14 protein-coding genes and 1 pseudogene are annotated in these 17411 nt (G+C 58.1%); 4 read left to right on the forward strand and 11 right to left on the reverse strand.

The genetic code is table 11. The features are described 5' to 3' along the window. Positions 1–13 precede the first annotated feature (13 nt). Both AO388_RS21160 and yedA read right to left on the reverse strand, forming a co-directional pair. Positions 14–1342 carry a DEAD/DEAH box helicase gene (locus tag AO388_RS21160; protein WP_058417061.1) on the reverse strand — a complete coding sequence of 443 codons (1329 nt, stop codon included), beginning with the start codon at positions 1340–1342 and terminating at the stop codon, positions 14–16. A 62-nt stretch (positions 1343–1404) separates the two neighbouring features. Further along, positions 1405–2319 (reverse strand): drug/metabolite exporter YedA, encoded by a 915-nt coding sequence (gene yedA / locus AO388_RS21165; RefSeq protein ID WP_044309420.1) that lies wholly within the window; start codon positions 2317–2319, stop codon positions 1405–1407. A gap of 167 nt (positions 2320–2486) precedes the next feature. Between yedA and AO388_RS21170 the strand changes: the two genes are divergently transcribed. Further along, positions 2487–2954 (forward strand): Lrp/AsnC family transcriptional regulator, encoded by a 468-nt coding sequence (locus tag AO388_RS21170; protein WP_003368733.1) that lies wholly within the window; start codon positions 2487–2489, stop codon positions 2952–2954. 4 nt (positions 2955–2958) lie between these two features. Here AO388_RS21170 and AO388_RS21175 read toward each other — a convergent pair whose 3' ends face one another. The 3 genes from AO388_RS21175 to AO388_RS21185 form a co-directional block, all read right to left on the reverse strand. Next, a complete protein-coding gene (locus tag AO388_RS21175) occupies positions 2959–3570 on the reverse strand; it encodes a 3'-5' exonuclease (RefSeq protein WP_003368734.1) in 612 nt (203 codons plus the stop codon). Between the two features lie 21 nt (positions 3571–3591). After that, a complete protein-coding gene (locus AO388_RS21180; protein ID WP_003313837.1) occupies positions 3592–4068 on the reverse strand; it encodes an NYN domain-containing protein in 477 nt (158 codons plus the stop codon). A gap of 397 nt (positions 4069–4465) precedes the next feature. Continuing rightward, on the reverse strand, positions 4466–5170 hold the full coding sequence (locus tag AO388_RS21185) for a DUF2076 domain-containing protein (protein WP_058417062.1): 705 nt from the start codon (positions 5168–5170) through the stop codon (positions 4466–4468). Positions 5171–5367: 197 nt separating this feature from the next. Between AO388_RS21185 and AO388_RS21190 the strand changes: the two genes are divergently transcribed. The 3 genes from AO388_RS21190 to AO388_RS21200 all read left to right on the forward strand — a co-directional run bounded on the left by AO388_RS21190 (position 5368) and on the right by AO388_RS21200 (position 7628). Further along, positions 5368–6030, forward strand: a complete 663-nt coding sequence (locus AO388_RS21190; RefSeq protein ID WP_003368738.1) for a YciC family protein — start codon at positions 5368–5370, stop codon at positions 6028–6030. Positions 6031–6063: 33 nt separating this feature from the next. Then, positions 6064–7206, forward strand: a complete 1143-nt coding sequence (locus AO388_RS21195) for an endonuclease/exonuclease/phosphatase family protein (RefSeq protein WP_058398052.1) — start codon at positions 6064–6066, stop codon at positions 7204–7206. 173 nt (positions 7207–7379) lie between these two features. Beyond that, entirely contained in the window at positions 7380–7628 is a 249-nt protein-coding gene (locus AO388_RS21200; protein WP_058417063.1) for a hypothetical protein, read from the forward strand. Between the two features lie 164 nt (positions 7629–7792). On the opposite strand, the gene hrpB is transcribed toward AO388_RS21200, so the two are convergent. The 6 genes and pseudogenes from hrpB to hopI1 all read right to left on the reverse strand — a co-directional run bounded on the left by hrpB (position 7793) and on the right by hopI1 (position 17388). Then, entirely contained in the window at positions 7793–10327 is a 2535-nt protein-coding gene (gene hrpB, locus AO388_RS21205; RefSeq protein WP_058417064.1) for an ATP-dependent helicase HrpB, read from the reverse strand. Between the two features lie 780 nt (positions 10328–11107). Then, a complete protein-coding gene (locus AO388_RS21210) occupies positions 11108–12727 on the reverse strand; it encodes a methyl-accepting chemotaxis protein (RefSeq protein WP_003368762.1) in 1620 nt (539 codons plus the stop codon). Positions 12728–12975: 248 nt separating this feature from the next. After that, positions 12976–14553 carry a sensor domain-containing diguanylate cyclase gene (locus AO388_RS21215; protein ID WP_058417065.1) on the reverse strand — a complete coding sequence of 526 codons (1578 nt, stop codon included), beginning with the start codon at positions 14551–14553 and terminating at the stop codon, positions 12976–12978. 66 nt (positions 14554–14619) lie between these two features. After that, entirely contained in the window at positions 14620–15708 is a 1089-nt protein-coding gene (locus tag AO388_RS21220; protein ID WP_442963826.1) for a DUF2254 domain-containing protein, read from the reverse strand. Between the two features lie 301 nt (positions 15709–16009). Next, positions 16010–16255, reverse strand: a pseudogene (locus AO388_RS21225) (DEAD/DEAH box helicase); the annotation flags it as partial. Between the two features lie 119 nt (positions 16256–16374). After that, positions 16375–17388, reverse strand: coding sequence for a type III secretion system effector HopI1 (gene hopI1 / locus AO388_RS21230; protein ID WP_058417067.1), 1014 nt, complete (start codon positions 17386–17388; stop codon positions 16375–16377). Positions 17389–17411: the final 23 nt, after the last annotated feature.

Consider the following 17411-nt stretch of genomic DNA (forward strand, 5'->3'; position numbering starts at 1 on the left):
TGAGATGTGTATATCAAGGCTTCTTCTTGCGCGGGCCGGTGTTGAAAACCGGGACCTTGCGTACCGGTTTGACCACCGGCGCAGGCTCGGACTCGCCGCTGTCGACCCATTTGCCCAGGTTGCGCTTGCTGCCCGACACTTTGGGTTTTTTCGGTTTCTTGGGCTTTTTCAGGATCTGGCCGCTGGCATCCGTACTCGGCACGCGATGCTCCGGTTCGAAGTCCTGCTCTTCCTTGCGCTCCAGGGTCTGGCGGGTCAGCACTTCGATGGCTGACAGCAACTCGACCTCATCGGCACACACCAGCGAAATCGCCTCGCCCGTCAGCCCCGCACGGCCGGTGCGGCCAATACGGTGAATGTAATCCTCGGCCACGATCGGCAGGTCCAGGTTGACCACAGTCTGCAGGTCATCGATGTCCAGACCGCGCGCCGCCACGTCGGTGGCCACCAGAATCTTCACTTCGTTGCTCTTGAAGCGGTCCAGCGCACGCTGGCGGGTGGCCTGCGGCTTGTCGCCGTGAATACCGTCGGCGTTCATGCCCAGCGCCTGCAAGCGATCCACCAGTTGATCGACGCCAACCCGGGTCTTGGCGAACACCAGCACCTGACCCCAGCGATGTTTCTTCATCAGATGGATGAACAGATCCGCCTTGCGTTTCTTGTCGACGGTCACGACCCATTGCTTGACCGAAGACGCCGCGACGTTGCGCGGGCTGACTTCGATGGTCAGCGGGTCATTGAGCATCTGCGCGGCCAGCAGACGAATCTCGTCGGAGAACGTCGCAGAGAACAGCAGTGTCTGGCGCTGCTTGGGCAGCACGGCATAGATACCGCGCAATTCCTCGGCAAAGCCCAGGTCGAGCATACGGTCGGCTTCATCGAGGATCAGCGTCTGCAACTGGGAGAACTTGACCGCGTTCTGACGATGCAGATCGAGCAAGCGACCGGGGGTCGCGACCAGCACGTCCACGCCCCTGCGCAGCTTCATCATCTGCGGGTTGATGCTCACGCCGCCGTAAGCCGCGTAGGTGGTCAGCGGCAGGTGCTCGGCGTACTGACGAATACTTTCGTGAACCTGATCGGCCAGCTCACGGGTCGGCGCCAGCACCAGCGCGCGAATTGAGTTGGGAGCGACTTTCGGGCCTTCCATGGTCAGCCGTTGCAGCAGCGGCAGGGCAAAACCTGCGGTCTTGCCGGTGCCGGTCTGCGCAGCTGCCATCAGATCGCGGCCCGCCAGTACCGGAGGAATTGCCTGGGTCTGTACAGGCGTCGGAGTCTGGTAACCGAGCGCTTCGAGGGCGCGCAGCAAGGGTTCGATCAGGCCGAGAGAGGCGAATGTCATGGTAATACCGTAGGAAAGATTCAACGCAAGGCGCGCAGTTTAACCTGTCCGGCGCGCCTCGGTTAGCTTGTGCGTGTCGATACAACCTCTTGCGGCGGCGACCTGCGCCATTGCGGCAGGCCAATCAGCACGACGGCGCTGATGATCACCACCATGGCCATGCACTCTTCGACACCGATCGTTTCGCCAGCGAACACCACGCCGAGCATCACTGCCACGGCCGGGTTGACGTAGGCGTAGCTGGTCGCCGCAGCCGGACGCACGTTCTTGAGCAAGTACATATAAGCGCTGAACGCGACGATAGAGCCGAACACCACCAGATACAGCAGCGCACCCCAGCCCGCCGCCGTCGGCATATGCGCCAGACGCTCGCCACTCAAGGCACTGCCGATCAGCAGCGTCGCTCCCGCCGTGATCATTTCCGCCGCACTGGCCATCGGGCCTTTCGGCAACGGCAAGTGCTTGCTCAGCACCGAACCGAACGCCCAGGCTGCGGCGGCAAAGATCACCACGGCGGCGCCATAAGGGCTGGCCTGCAAATTGGAGCCGAGGTTCAGCAGGCCGATGCCGATCAGGCCCAGCACGATGCCCGCCCACTCAAGGTTAGTGGTGCGATTGCCCCAGAACAGGCCGAACAGCAGGGTAAACAGCGGCATGGTCGCCACCGCCAGTGCTGCAACGCCAGATGCAACGCCTGCGTGTTCAGCCAGGGTCACACCGCCGTTACCGCAGGCCAGCAGCAGGAAGCCGATCACGAACGCGGCTTTCCACTCGCGCCAGGTCGGCGCAGGCACGCCGCGAAACCGCAGAAAGCCATACATCAGGCAGCCGGCAATCAGAAAGCGCACACCCGCCATCATCAACGGTGGCCATGACTCCACACCAATGCGGATCACCAGATAGGTAGAACCCCAGATCAGGTACAAGGCCAGAAAGGCACCGATGAGCAAAGGTGAAACACGAACGGACTGAGGCATGGCAAGGCCCTGGGATCATTGTTATGGTTGACCTATTGTATGAAGGCCCAAGGCAGATATTAAGCAGACAAACCTGTTTAAACCGCGCTGAAACTTACGATTCAATGCTTGTAAGACCTGCTTTCCTTTTATTTTAAAATTGCCTACCGCACGGTACGAGGCACGCCATGACCCTGGATAAATACGATCGGATTCTGCTTGATGAGCTGCTGAAAAATGGCCGGGCGTCTTTTGCGCAGTTGGCGAAGCTGGTCAATCTGTCCGCGCCCGCCGTGGCCGAGCGGGTCGCCAAGCTGGAGGCCAGTGGTGTGATTACCGGCTACGAAGCGAAGGTTGACCTGTCGAAAGTCGGCTTGCCGATTCAGTGCCTGATCGAGTTGCGCATGGGCAGTCACGGCAATCAGCAGGCGTACAAGGAACTGTGGAAAGTCCCCGAACTGATCCAGTGCTACCGGGTGACGGGCGACCCATGTGTGATCATGCGCGCGGCGGTCGATTCGATGCCGCACCTGGAAGACCTGATCAACCGGATCGCCAAGTTTGGCTTCAGCAAGACATCAATCGTGCTGTCAACGGCAGTGGAACGCAGCCTGCCGGCCGATTACTTGATCAGCAATGGCAAGCAAGAGCACTGACCGGTCAGACGCCGCGCTGACGCTTCAGCGTTTCGTTGATCTTCGCGGCGGGGACTTTCTGCAGGGAGCACAGCATCTGGTGGGAGATGGCTGAGATACCGTGGGTCTGGCGCAATTCGTTGGTCAGGTACGCCGTCAGGTTGGCCGCCATTTCCGCATCGGCCATCGCCCGGTGAGCCTTGCCGGTGTCGGGCAGGCGCGCATAGCGGGTCAACGTGCCGAGCTTGTGGTTCGGTGCGCCCGGCATCAGACGTCGGGCCAGCAGCAGTGAACAGGCAAAGCTCTGTTCGCGCGTGCGCTGGATACGTGACAGCTCGTAATCCCAGAACTTCTGGTCGAACGAGGCGTTGTGCGCCACCAGCGGTGTCGAGCCGACGAAATCCGCCACATCGCCCATCACCCGCTCGGCGCTGGGGGCGGTACGAATCATGTTGTTGCTGATGCCGGTCAACCCTTCGATGAACGCAGGAATACGCACGCCCGCATTCATCAAGCTCTGAAAACGCTCGACGATACGCCCCTGCTCCATGATCACCACCGCAATCTCGGTCGCCCGGCAGCTATGGCCTGGGGAGATACCGGTGGTTTCAAAGTCGATGACTGCAATACGTTCCAACACTGGCCTGGCCCTGTAAATTCATTTCAACAACAACGCGCCTTCGATCGGCACGTAACGGCTGGCGGCGCGTATCAACGAATTCGCGGTCAGCCCCGGTACGCCGTAGGCGACCGCCTCGACCCCATGCTTGCTGATCACGCGTTCGAGCAACATGTCGAAATCGCCATCACCCGACGCCAGCACGATTTCGTCCACTTGCGGCGCGAAATCCATAATATCGATGGTGATGCCGACATCCCAGTCCCCTTTGGCCGAACCGTCGCTGCGCTGGATGTACGGCTTGAGCCTGACGGTGAACCCCAGATTGCGCAGGATCTGCTGGAACTGCTGTTGCTTGCTGTCGCCACGATCAATGGCATACGCAAACGCGTGAACGATCTCGCCGCGCTTGCTGATATCCGCCCACAAGGCGGCGTAATTGAAATGACAGCCATGCGCCTGGCGCACGGTGTAATACAGGTTCTGCACGTCGGCGAACACCGCGATCTTCTTCACCGCAATTCCTCATGGCGGGCAACATGCCCACGGGTTACAGCGATCCGGAACGTGAATCGGCGCCCAGTATGCCAGTTTGAGGAAGGAATTGAGGGATGGATCAGTATCGGCCGCTGCGAGGCCCGAGCGGCATGGCACAGATTATCGTTCCCACGCTCCAGCGCTCATCGTTATACACAAGTCTGCTCTTGATTCTGGCCGCAGGCCGTGGGAGCGAGCTTGCTCGCGAAGAGGCCGGTAACCCCTGAAAATGGACCATCTGTACCATCGTATTCGTGAGCAACGCGGATCGCCGCCCCCGACCTGCGGGCAGAAGCCCGAAAGTCACGCTTTTCGGGCTCTTGGAGATTTGTGCATAACGATGCGCGCTGGAACGTGACGAACGACCGTCACGTCCTCAAACGAACGAATCATCGTCCGAGAACATGTCACCACCATCGTCGAAACTGTCGTCAGCCGTGTACTGCTGATCCGGCTGTCCCCAACCGCCCTGATCATTGAACGAGCCGGTGTCCTGAGCCTGTGGCGCGTCGTGAATGACCTCGACGATCTCCTGCGGCTGGCTGTGGTGGCTGAACATGCTGCTGATGCCCTCTGCCAGCAGCACACCGCCCGCTACACCGGCCGCGGTCTTCAGCGCCCCGCCAAGAAAGCCGCTGCCGGCAGCCGGAGCAGGCGCGGCATAACCGCCCTGTGGCGCTGCGGGCGCAGGTGCAGGATTGAAACCACCACCATCACGCCAGCCGCCACTGGAAGGCTGGCTCGGTTGCGGCTGCGAGGCGCGCGGTGCGCTGCTGCCAAAGATACTCGACAAAAACCCGCCACTCGCTGGCGCGGACGAGGACTGCCCCTTGGCCTGCTGAAGCTCGGCCTGCAACTGCTGAATCTGCTCATCACGCTGTTTTACCTGCTGATTGAGCTGATTGACGGCTGCTTCCTGAACCAGAATCGCCTGCGTCATGTAGTACGGCGCAGCGGGCTGGCGGGTCAAATGCTCCTTGATACGCGCCTCGGCCGCAGCATCTCGCGGGGCGGATGCCGTTTCAGCGTCTTTCAGTTTCGAGAAAAGACCATCAATCAGGGTTTGCTCTTCGCTGTTCATGACCACCTCACTGAGTTGCCACTGGAATTCTTCCCTGCCGCAATAGCAGGACCATGTGCAGAAAATGGGGCCTCATCGACGCGCTTCAATGACATGAAGAAAAAGATAACAAGCCGTGCGCCGAAAACCACTGCGCTTGGTTAGACAGGGGGCATGGGCTAAAGTGTGCGCCTGCTTTTAGCCTGCGATCTATCTCCATGAACCCGTTGAACATCATCCAGGATTCGCTTTATTTCTTTCGGCGTAATCTGGGCAGCATCGCGCTGCTGTGCCTGCCTGTCGTGATCCTTGAAGTGCTGGCCAAACAAGCGCTGGGCAGCGCCATGTCCGCCGACACTTCGCCTGCCTATGCATTGGTGATCGGGCTGTTCTTCTACCCTGTCTATACAGCCGCGCTGATCCTGTTTCTCGACGCACGCAGCCGTGGCGAGGACGTACACACCCGCGATGTACTGGCCATGGCCGTGCGCCTGTGGCCGACCTTCGCCGTGCTGTCGGCCATGAGCACCCTGCTGATCATGTTCGGCCTCTCACTGTTTGTGGTACCCGGCATCTGGGTAATGATCAAACTGGCGTTCAGCGAATACCTGCTGGTTCTGCGCAAACTCACGCCGTTCATGGCCATGCGCGAAAGCATGCAGATGACCACCGGACACTTCACGCGCATTCTGGTGTGCGTACTGAGCGTCTACATTCCCCTGTGGCTGCTCGAGGGCGCCAGCCTGTACCTGTTTCCGGAACCGCAAAGCGCAGCGGTTTCCGTGATCACCGACAGCATCGGCAGCTTCCTGCAACTGTTCACCACCATCGTGACGTTCCGCCTGTTCATGCTGATCAGCGAACCCGCACACCGCGCCTGAAGCAAAGGCTGACGTCAGGTGCGTCGATTCGGTATGCTCAATGCCGAATCCCTCACTGAGCGCCAGGCGCTCCAAGTCGAGCCGATGCCCCGTTTACTGCTACGTCTGACCCTGTACGGCTTGCTGCTGGTCGCCGTATTGCTGTTACTGGTTTTCCAACTGACCTGGCGCCCTCCAGCCCGTGAATTACTCACGGCGAGCTGCAACCCAGCGGTCGAAGCACCGAAACTGGTGCCGGGGCAAGCGCTGAAAGTCATGACCTGGAACATCCAGTACCTGGCGGGTAAACGCTATGTGTTCTGGTACGACATGGCCGACGGCAGCGGCCCGGACGAACGCCCGACCCATGAAGACCTTGCCTACAATCTGGATGAAGTGGCGCGGGTCATCCGTGACGAACAGCCCGACATCGTGCTGCTGCAAGGCGTCGACGATGGCGCCAAGAACTCCGACTATCAGGATCAGCTGGCGCTGATCAAGGAACGTGTGGCGGACCTCTACCCGTGCAGCACGCAGGCCTTCTACTGGAAGGCAGAGTTCGTACCCAACCCGCATATCTGGGGCAGCGTCGGCAGAAAACTCGCGACCCTCAGCCGCTTCCACATCGACAGCGCCGAACGTATACAACTGCCGGTGCCCGACGCCAACATCATCAGCCGTCAGTTCCAGCCAAAGGATGCCTTGCTGGTCAGCTACCTGCCCTTGCGTGACGGCGGCAAACTGGCCGTCATCAACACCAGCCTGACCACCGCCAGACACGCCGGCGACACCGCACAAAAACAGGTCGCGGCCACTGAAACGCAGCTGGACAAGCTGGAAAGCGGCGGCACGCCCTGGCTGATCGGCGGCGACTTCAACCTGCTGCCGCTGGGCCAATACCAGCGCCTCCCCGAGCAGCAACGCCTCGGCTACGCCGCCGACAGCGAGCTGCACGAGCTGTGGGAAAAATACCCGATGATCCCCGACAACGCCGAATCCAGCGGCATCGACCGCAGCAAATGGCTGACGCGCTTCCCCAACGACAGCCGCATCAACGGGCCGGACCGGACGGTGGATTACCTGTTTTACAGCCCGAGTTTGAAGCGAGTGAGTGCGAGGGTGCGCAGGGATGACACGTTGTTGATCTCTGATCACTTGCCGGTGATCGGGCGGTTTTTGTTGCCGGTTTTGCCTTGAGGGAGCGAGCAGCATTCAGGTTTCAATACTCTGGCTGGCCACCAAACTTTCGAATAGCGCCCTCACAGCCGACAGTGTCAAAACAGTTTGAACCGTTTCTCAGCGCGTTCGCCTAATGATTAGCCCATGGATACTTCCATGGACGTCGTGCCAATACCGGCATACACCAAAGGGTGATCAAAGTGGCTAAAGACGACAAGAAAAGCAAAGGCGAAGCCTCGAAAGCCAGCAAGGATCTGAAAGACAAGAAAGCATCACCGGCAAAGAAATCTGAAGCGGCCTCGACGCTTTCCAAGTCTTCCGAAAAGAAAGACAAGAAAAAAGACGCCGAGCCAAAGAAAGCTGCCAAAAAAGCGGATAGCAAGCCAGAAAAGGCCAAGAAATCAGAAAAGGCTGAAAAGCCGGCTAAAAAGAAAAAGTGACATCTGCTGCCTGCCAGGGCTTTGCGCCCTGGTGTTCTGTGGTTCTTTGGATATCCAACATCTGATCAGGTGTTCCAAGCCAGATACATTGCACAGCAAGTTTGCGCAGCTATAGCGCAGAATGCTCATATTGGTCTCAAAATCAGTGCATTGGTTTACAGACCTCAAGTGCCCCTAGGCTTGACCCGAGCCGTAGCCTCCGCCACCAATGGATCATCTGGCCAGTAATGCTTGGGATAACGCCCCTTCAAGTCCTTCTTCACATCTATATAGGTCGACCGCCAAAAGTTAGCCAGGTCCTGCGTCACCTGCACCGGGCGGCGTGCCGGGGACAGCAAGTGCAGTTTCAGCACCTGCCGCCCATTGGCGATACGCGGCGTATCGGACAAGCCAAACAGCTCTTGCAGCCGCACCGACAGAATCGGCGGATGTTCGCTGTAGTCGATACGGATATTCGAGCCAGACGGCACTTGGATGGTCTGCGGGGCCTGCGCCTCCAACTGTTGCGGCAGTGGCCATGGCAGGAGGTTGCGCAGGATGGAGGACAGGTCGAGCTGGCTGAAATGGCTGAGCCGGGTGACTTTGCCCAGGTAGGGCATCAGCCAGTTTTCGAGTGTCGCCAGCAGTTGCGCGTCACTCAGGTCGGGCCATTCGCTTGCTGCACTTTTGTCGATGTCCAGGTTGCGTAGCAGCGCGACACGCGCCTGCCACTGGCGCAGTTCGGGTGTCCACGGCAGCAGTTCCAGGCCTTTGCGACGCACCAGCGCCAGCAATGCCTGGCTGCGGGCTGCGTCATCGAGGCCGGTCAGCGGTTCGCGGCTGATAATAAGCTCGCCCGCCTTGCGCTGCCGTTCTGCGCGGAACACGCCTTCGCGCTCATCCCAGTCAATCTGGTCCACGGTGATGACTTGCTCGGCCAGCACAGAGTCGAACAGCGCTGGATCGAATTCGGCAGCGAGGTAGATGCGTTCCTCACGCTGCCCCTGACGGCTGCCTAAATCTGCGATGACCAGCCAAGGCTGTTTCATCAGTGCGTCGGCCTCGGCAAAAAGTGCCGCGCGACCATTGGCCAATCGATATTCAGCACCGCCGGGGCGACGTTGTTGTGCCACGCGATCCGGGTAGGCCAGTGCCAGCAGAGCGCCCAGCCAGCGTGAATGATCGGGATCGATGACGGGGCTTTTCGCAGTGCCGCGCAGGTATCCGCGATATTGCCGTGCCAGCTGTTTAGCTCGCTGCACACCGCCCTGTGCACCACGCGCAGCACGCTCGGTGCCCGCCAGCAAGGTCAGACGGCTGTGCAGATCGGCCCCACCGCCGCGCAGAATATCGCGCTCACCCAACAGTGCGGCCACGTCACACGCCAGTTCGCCCAAGCCCAATGCATGACCGCGCAGCAGCAGATGCGCGATGCGCGGATGAGCAGGCAGCTCAGCCATCGCCTGACCGTGTGGGGTCAGGGCTGGCGGCTGACCCGGCTGATTGTTCAACGCCTCCAGACGCACCAACAAATCCTGCGCCTGTGCATAAGCCGCGGCTGGCGGTATATCCAGCCAGACCAGTTGCGCAGGCGTGACGCCCCAGCGAGCCAGTTGCAGCGCGAGCCCGGCGAGGTCCGCCTGAAGAATTTCTGCCGCCCCGTAGGCGGCCAGTTGATCGTGCTGCGCTTCGGACCACAGCCGATAACACACGCCCGGCTCCAGCCGCCCTGCCCGGCCAGCGCGCTGGGTGGCGCTGGCACGGGAGATACGCTGTGTTTCCAGACGCGTCATACCGCTGCCCGGATCGAAACGCGGCACCCGCGCCAAGCCGGCATCGATCACCACGCGCACGCCGTCGATGGTCAGACTGGTTTCCGCAATGTTGGTCGCCAGCACCACCTTGCGCGTGCCCTTGGGAGCCGGTTCGATAGCCGCGCGTTGCGCATTCAGATCAAGCTCGCCATGCAAAGGGCACAGCAGAATGTCGGCGCGCTCACCCAGTGCTTCCGCCAGTTGCTGGTTGACCCGACGAATCTCGGCCTGCCCCGGCAGAAACACAAGCAGGCTGCCGGACTCGCTGCCCAGCGCATCCAGCACCGTCTGCACGACACGCGGCTCGACAAACTCACCGGGCTGAAAAGGACGCCCCCACTGCAGGCTCACCGGAAACATGCGCCCATCGCTGCGCACCACCGGCGCGTCGTCCAGCAACGCCGCCAACCGCTCGCCTTCCAGCGTGGCCGACATGAGCAGAATCTTCAGCGGTTGATCGTCCCGAAACAGTTCCCGACCATTGAGGCTCAGGGCCAAGGCCAGATCGGCATCCAGACTGCGTTCGTGAAACTCATCGAAAATCAGCAGCCCCACACCTTCCAGCGCCGGATCGTCCTGCAAACGACGCGTGAGGATCCCCTCGGTGACCACTTCGATACGCGTCTTCGGGCCGACCCGGCTTTCCAGACGAATCCGATAGCCCACCGTCTCGCCGACCTTCTCGCCCAGCTCACTGGCCAACCGCTCGGCAGCCGCTCTCGCAGCCAGGCGCCGAGGCTCCAGCATCAGAATGGTCTGCCCGGCCAGCCAGGTTTCCTCAAGCAGCGCGAGCGGCACGCGCGTGGTCTTACCCGCACCGGGAGGGGCTTCGAGTACGGCTTCATGGCGCGTGATCAGGGCCTGGCGCAGGGCTGGCAGGACGGCATCGATGGGTAACGAGGTCATGGGGGCTCCCAGGTAAGCTGGCTATTGTAACGGGTAACCATCCCAACTTCGCCTGACGCCTTTCACTCCAAGCGCGCTAACGCATAACTTGTCGGTGCCATGAAAACCCCGTGAGATGTTCGCACAGAGTCCGCCCCGCCCAAAGCTTCGCATCTGCATCAAATAGGTCACGAGAGACAGTGCGAGACTTGATCTCATCGATATCCTGTATATCCGTTGCAAATACGTAGCGGTTGGCACCATTGAGGATCATCGTCCAAATAAATGCTGCTTCGGTAAGACTCAGCGTGGTGCCTCGTTGAGGGAGTCGATAGCCAACACAAGCGAATAGAAGATGCCTGGGGCTCAAAGGAAGGAAAAGTTTTGTGTCTGGCACACCCCTGCCACCTTCAAGGCTCAGTTTGCCGTTCGCTCCAACGCCGAGCCTCGTGAACGGGTTATCGGTGGTTGGCCAAGTAATTCCAAGTGGAACCTACAGGAGGGTCCATCGATAAGTTGGCATACGATGGATTGTGCCCTTGAGGATGTGTTCGAGCTGTAAGCGTACGGGCATCCCCCCCTTTTCTGAACACACTGAGTCAGGCTGAATATTGAGACTAATCGTGTGCGCTTTGCCAATTCAGTCATTTGGGACGTTTAATGCCGGGAACAACCATTACGCTTGAGGCAATCCCGATTTATCGGAATTGCCGCGTAATCAGAAAACCTGAGCATTTCGGGCACGTTGCTTTCAGTGCCTGGCTAGTCCGAGGTTAGCCCTCAGCTTCCCTGAAGCCTTTGTCATACCACAAATCGGTTAACCAACTGATTCAGGTTAACAGCCAGTTTTGACATTTCACCGCATGCACTTGCTGTCTGGCTGGCACCCGCAGCGTTTTGCGCTGCTAACTCGCGGATACTGACCAGATTGCGATCAACCTCGCGGGCTACATGCGATTGTTCTTCAGAGGCCGTCGCGATCATGAGGTTACGTTCATTGATCTGAACAATGGCCGTGGCTATCTGATCCAGCGAGGTACTGGCTTCCTGGGCGACGCCAAGCGATTCGGTCGCCAGGTCTCGGCTCGTGTTCATTGCCTTCACGGCCAGATCAGAATCGTTCTGGATGGCAGCGATCATCTGCTCGATTTCCTGGGTCGACACTTGAGTGCGATGGGCCAAAGCTCTTACTTCGTCCGCAACCACCGCAAACCCACGACCTTGCTCGCCTGCGCGTGCTGCCTCAATGGCTGCGTTCAAAGCCAACAGGTTGGTTTGTTCGGCAATTGCCCGAATCACCTCGACCACTTTAGTGATGCTCTGGGCACGATCTGACAACCCTTGAATCTGCTCGCTGGTGTTTTCAACGTTACCGTTCAGCGTTTGAATTGACTTTAACGTCTGAGCCACCCGCGCCAAACCGACCTCTGTATACCCTTGGGTACGCTTAGACTCTTCAGAAGCTGACTCCGCGTTACGTGCGACCTCATCAACTGCCGCGCTCATTTCTGTGACCGCTGTGGCTGCTTGATTGACCTCGTCATTTTGGGCGACAAGACCACGACTCGACTCCTCAGTGACCGCTGTCATCTCTTCTGACGCAGAGGCCAGTTGGGTGGACGAGTCGGATATCTGCATAATCGTGTTGCGCAGGTTTGTCTGCATCTGCGCAAGTGCTTTCAACAATCGCCCTGCTTCATCAGTCCCGCTGACCAATACCTCCTTGGAGAGGTCACTGACCGCGATACGCTCCGCGACGGACAACGCATCGTTAATCGGAGAGGTAATACTTTTCGTCAGCAGTAATGCCAAGCCAATCGTCAAAATGACTACACCCGCTATGAGGCCAACGACAAGCCACAGGCCGTTGTTATAGAGATCGGTTGCGGTTTGCCCAGCCCGAGCTGCACCCTCGTTGTTAAAATTGGTCAAGTCTTTAATCTGCTGCTCCATCGCATTCGTGAGCGGGCGGATACCTGTACTCACCAGGTTGACCGCTGAGGCTATGTCACCTTGTCTCATCAACGGTTCGAGAATATCCAGTTGTTTGGAATAGGCATCGGCGCTGTTTTTTACTGGCGTGTAAAACGAGCGCTCTTTATCGCTCGCTATCAGTGGCTCATAGCCCGCCACCGCATCGGCGAAAGCCTTGCGATAGCCAGCGAAGTTTTCAATGTTCTTTTGAATGGATTGAGGGTCAGCGAGGCCTCGCTGGGTCTCGAGCCTCAGGCGAAGTGTCGCTTTGTCCATCAACGCAGTTTGTCGGATGCTGGCCATCCAATTGAGTTCGACGTCTTTTTCGGCATCCCGTAGCTTGCCCATTTGGAGGACTGCGAATATACCCAGCACAAAAACTAGAATGATGATTGAAGTGAAAAACAGGGCAGCTCGTGGCGCTAAATTGAGATTTCTAAGGCGCATGTTAGATTCCTGCTCTCCAATGATGGTTGACATATTCAACAGGCTATCGACCCAAAATTGGAAACTTTAAGCCTTTCGTCAAGAGGCGATGTGGCTGCTGGACGGCTGTCAAAACCTGGCATGCATATTCAAAGGCAACGAAGCAGGTTGAATGATCAGGCCAGCGGCACCAAAGGCCTACACCCATCGCAATTGGGGTGCATGGCAATGGGGTTCAGAAGGCGAGACGGGCAGCAAGTCGGCCATAATCAGTATTGGCCTGTGCCTAGAACGGGCTGGCATATGAACTGCTTTCTGGTGGTGTCGGCCATTGCTCGTCCCTCGACGCAGTTGCGACCTTTGGTTTTAGCAGAGTAAAGAAGTAGATCTGCTTCCCTCAGGGCGGCTATATAGCCCTCCTTCTCCGGTGCGTTGATCGCCACCACACCTGAACTGATTGTTACATTCCCCACTGGACTGCCGGAGTGCTCTATAAATGAGTTTTCAATGGATAACCTGACTTTTTCGGCAACGCTCAAAGCACCCGCTAAATCTGTTTCAGCTAGCAGGATCACGAACTCCTCACCGCCATACCGTGCCGCTAGATCGCCAGCCCGGTTGATGCAGCTTCCGATGATCCCGGCTACCTGGCGCAGGCAGTCGTCCCCCCGCAGATGGCCGTAGCAGTCGTTGTATTGTTTGAACCAGTCGATATCCAACAAAATGATCGCGATGACCGAGTTATTTCGAGACGCTCGTCCCCACTCTTTTTGCAACGTAGCGTCGAAGCAACGTCGATTGGCCAAATGCGTCAGACTGTCGGTCTGAGCGATGACCTCAAGCTCGGTTCGGGCGCTGCTCAGCTCACTTTCCGCAGTGATCAAGTGCTGAATTTGCCTGTACAACAAGAGACCTAGCGAAGCCAAAGATAAAGTGATCATAGCCACCAGAGCCATGGATCGATACGCATAGGCCCACCAGGGGGCGAATACATGCTGGCAGGAAACGCCAGCAGCAGCGACGATGGGCAACCCGGAAACCCGCCGATAGGCATAAATCCTTTCCACGCCATCCACTACAGACTTGATCATAGCGGTACCGCTATCACTGTATGGCAGGTAACTGGTGAAAAGATCCCCTTTGGCCACATTGGTTGTCATAAGTGCCGTCATTGTCGGTCGCCGAGCCAGCAAGTCGCCATTGTTCAGCGCGAGAAAAATAACGCCCTTGTCGTCCACATCCATGCGCTTGAAGAATGATTGGAAATAGGCAACGGGCACAGTCGCTAATGCCACACCTGCAAACGTACCGTCGGCAGCATTGATGCGTCGACTGATAGGGATAACCATCTCCCCCGTAATGCGACTCTCGACAATGGAACCGACGTGGATGGACTCATCGGCGTTATCGCGGTGATACGCGAAGTACGCGCGGTCGCTGTTGTTTTTCACCTGTATACCTTGGGAAAAGGAGTTGGCGACCCAGTTGCCTTGGGCATCGTAGATGAAAAGCCCCTGGATGCCGTCCACATTCACCACATCCTGGGCCATCAGTTTCGCCAGTCGAGCTTGCTGAGCCCCCTCTAAACCGTCGCGCTCCACGCGCTCCACGAGATCACGCAGCGTATTATCAGCTTGTCGTACCGTATCCCGAGCTTGCTGCTCGGCGGCAAGAACGATGTTTGAAACCGCAATTTTGGCTGTAGCTACGCGCTCACGCTTGGACTGATTCATCTGCCAGGCTGTAGCCAAAATCAACGAGAGACACACTAGAGCAATGAAGCCAAGCAGTGCTTTGGTGAGCATGGAAGGCGCGAGTCTGGTGGAGGTAAGGTAAAAAGGCTTCATAGAGGGCGTCATCAAATTGGCTTTTGAGCGCTCTATGCAGCTTTCGTACCTTAGTAGTGAGGCTGGTTAGTTAAACAGCAACTTGTCTGCCAGTGCCCTTAGTTGGCACTTTTCCTCGTTCAAAGCCAAGGCGCTGTCTGATCTTCTCAAAAGGATATTCGCGTGCCTCACGCAAACGGCTTTGAACAAAGCGGGATCGATCTGAGCCAGGCTGATCAGGGCTTTCATCAGGCGTAGATCCACTTCGATGATTGCTGCGCCATCTCTGGCTATCGGCGCAAAGAAGTCATCGAATAAGTCGTCCACAGTCAAACCATGCAGAAAAACCTGGCCGCAGCTTTTTTCATGCTCAGGGGCAACTGGCTGTGGCTTACACCACGTAGTCAAGCTACGTACGCCTCGCCCGATGACATCAATGGCCGTGCCGGGGTCATTCACTGCGGGAGACAGCGCGCGGGATGCTATTTCCGACAGCACTGAAAGTCCAAAGCGGGGATCGTGTTCGAAGGTTCTCCGGGTGCCTATTGTCAGCGTAGCGAGCACCTTCTCCGACGGCTCGCCAGTGATCTCGACAGACTCTTTGGCCAGCGGTACGAGATAGGCCAGCGGCCTCCCCAGGTGGACGAAACTACCGGGGAGAATATCCACGAATATTTTGAGGTTTCCGGCCTCCGCTACCTCGCTCAGTGCCTGAACACCGATATGCTGTACATATCCAGTCGATTCACTGGTAACGATCTGAGAGCCGATAGGCACAGTCCACCCCTTTGGGAAAGCGACTCCGCCCAGGTATGGCCACCGTACTCTATGATCGATTGCATCAATGGCCGCTTTCTCCACCAGATCAATCGTCTCGCCCATTCGCCCCAACTTTGAAAGATGATCAATCCAGCGCAGAAGCGTGTAAACGATGAGGATGACCACCACTATGGTCGCTGCGAACAGGAGTACGCGTCCTTGGGCGCCATAGACTCCAGTGCTCAAGGCGATGATGCCTACCAGGCTAAATAGAAATGAGCCGATGAACGTCGCGAGCGCGTTTTGTGTTGTCGTGTCCTCCATTACCAACGTCGTCGCACGCGGTGTTACGCCACTGCTGGCCGCGCCGTACGCTGTCACCATAGTGCTTAGCGAAAAGGTGGTCACTGCAAGCATGCTGGAGGCAATGATGCTCAGAATCTTGTCAACGGCATCTGCACCTATACGGTGCCGACAGAGAAAATGGAATCGAGTCCTTGAGCAAGATTGATATCAAGGCGGTCGCTACGCCCAGCAGTGAAAACAAGGTAGCTCTGAGCCAAAGCTTCTTTGTAAGTTGCACCAGCATCCAATGCCATCGAGCGATCATAGCCTTACCTTTTTGGACAACTGCTTCGGAAGCAAACGGAATCATCCTCCGACTACCTAGACTGATTGAGTTCGTTCACCAACAGAAGGTTCAGCGCATAGGCGCCTACCCCACCGTTTCGCCGACCTTCTCGCCCAGTTCACTGGCCAACCGCTCGGCAGCCGATCTCGCGGCCAGGCGCCGAGGTTCCAGCATCAGAATGGTCTGCCCGGCCAGCCAGGTTTCCTCAAGCAGCGCAAGCGTCACGCGCGTGGTCTTGCCCGCGCCGGGAGGGGCTTCGAGTATGGCTTCATGGCGCGTGGTCAGGGCCTGGCGCAGGGCTGGCAGGACGGCATCGATGGGTAACGAAATCATGGGGGCTCCCGGAGAGATGCAGGGAGCATACCGGGGTGGGGTTGGGGAATCAGGCGGCGTATTTTAGCTGAACGGCAGTCGCCAGAAACACTGCCGCCAGCACGCCTCACGCCGAAAAGTCAGGTCTTGAACTCGTTACCGTTCTCATCAATAAGGCCATTGTCGTATTTCTTGCGCAATTCTGGATCGGACAAAATCCTGAACGCATTTGAAATCACTTTGAAACGCTCAGTCGCCTCAGCCTCGTTACCGACGTTCTTATCAGGATGATTCTTCAGCGAGGCTTTCTTGTAAGCCTTTTTGACTGCGGAGAGGTCCGCCGTCATGTCCGAGAGGCCCAAGTGCTCGTACAACTGCTTGACGGGTGGCTTGGCGGGGGCGGAATTGTCCACCTTCGCGGACGCGCCAGCAGCGGGTGTTTTGTGGGGCCGCTCTGTTGACGGCCGCTGAGCGCCTGAATTGGGCTGGGCTTTCGGCGGTGGTGGCGGCGCGCTGTTGGCCTGGGGGCGAGCGCTTGGAGGCGTTTGTGGGCGTGCTTGCTGTTGAGTGCTTTCAGGTCTCCAGGACGGGCCCGGCGTGGGTCGTCGCACGCGATCGGTGTTCGACTGACGAATCTCGTTGATCAGTTGATCAGCGATGTCGTTCATCAGTTTGTTCAGCTTCAGGTTGCTGGAGAAGAACGCATAGTTCGCCTCACTGTTGTGCTTGCCATACTCAGGTTCGGGCTTGACCATCGCCTCGGCCAGCGTCTTGCCCAGAGAGAACAGCAGGTTGCCCTTGCTATCGCTGACGCCCAAAAAGCTCATCACGTTGCGCATCGACTTGTCGCGCTCCCAGACAACGCTGGCCACGTCGAAGGCAGCTCGCGCCAGATTGAATCGGCCTCCCCCTTCGTGGGTCTCGATATGAGTCACCGGTTCCTTGCCGCGCAATGCGTCGAGGATCACCGCGAGGCCTTTCTGCTGACGCTCGTTGAGCCGACCTGTCTGCTCCAACAATGAGCTGTTGACCTGCAACGCCACTTTGCCAGCGATATGGCTAACGACGTTCATCGCGCGGTCTATCGTTGGCTTTGTCGAATCGCTGAGCGCCACACGCGCCAACGAAGATGCAATGCTGGTGAGGTTGATCATCGGCTTCTCCGGAAACTCATACC

This window comes from Pseudomonas sp. ICMP 10191 (genome assembly GCF_001467335.1).
Taxonomy (GTDB): Bacteria; Pseudomonadota; Gammaproteobacteria; order Pseudomonadales; family Pseudomonadaceae; genus Aquipseudomonas; species Aquipseudomonas cerasi.

Coding starts and splice junctions, on each gene's coding strand:
- AO388_RS21170 (WP_003368733.1), top strand. CDS start 2,487: ATGACCCTGGATAAATACGATCGGATTCTGCTTGATGAGCTGCTGAAA.
- AO388_RS21215 (WP_058417065.1), bottom strand. CDS start 14,553: ATGAAGCCTTTTTACCTTACCTCCACCAGACTCGCGCCTTCCATGCTC.
- AO388_RS21160 (WP_058417061.1), bottom strand. CDS start 1,342: ATGACATTCGCCTCTCTCGGCCTGATCGAACCCTTGCTGCGCGCCCTC.
- AO388_RS21195 (WP_058398052.1), top strand. CDS start 6,064: ATGCTCAATGCCGAATCCCTCACTGAGCGCCAGGCGCTCCAAGTCGAG.
- AO388_RS21185 (WP_058417062.1), bottom strand. CDS start 5,170: ATGAACAGCGAAGAGCAAACCCTGATTGATGGTCTTTTCTCGAAACTG.
- AO388_RS21190 (WP_003368738.1), top strand. CDS start 5,368: ATGAACCCGTTGAACATCATCCAGGATTCGCTTTATTTCTTTCGGCGT.
- AO388_RS21220 (WP_442963826.1), bottom strand. CDS start 15,708: ATGCTTGCAGTGACCACCTTTTCGCTAAGCACTATGGTGACAGCGTAC.
- hrpB (WP_058417064.1), bottom strand. CDS start 10,327: ATGACCTCGTTACCCATCGATGCCGTCCTGCCAGCCCTGCGCCAGGCC.
- hopI1 (WP_058417067.1), bottom strand. CDS start 17,388: ATGATCAACCTCACCAGCATTGCATCTTCGTTGGCGCGTGTGGCGCTC.
- AO388_RS21210 (WP_003368762.1), bottom strand. CDS start 12,727: ATGCGCCTTAGAAATCTCAATTTAGCGCCACGAGCTGCCCTGTTTTTC.
- yedA (WP_044309420.1), bottom strand. CDS start 2,319: ATGCCTCAGTCCGTTCGTGTTTCACCTTTGCTCATCGGTGCCTTTCTG.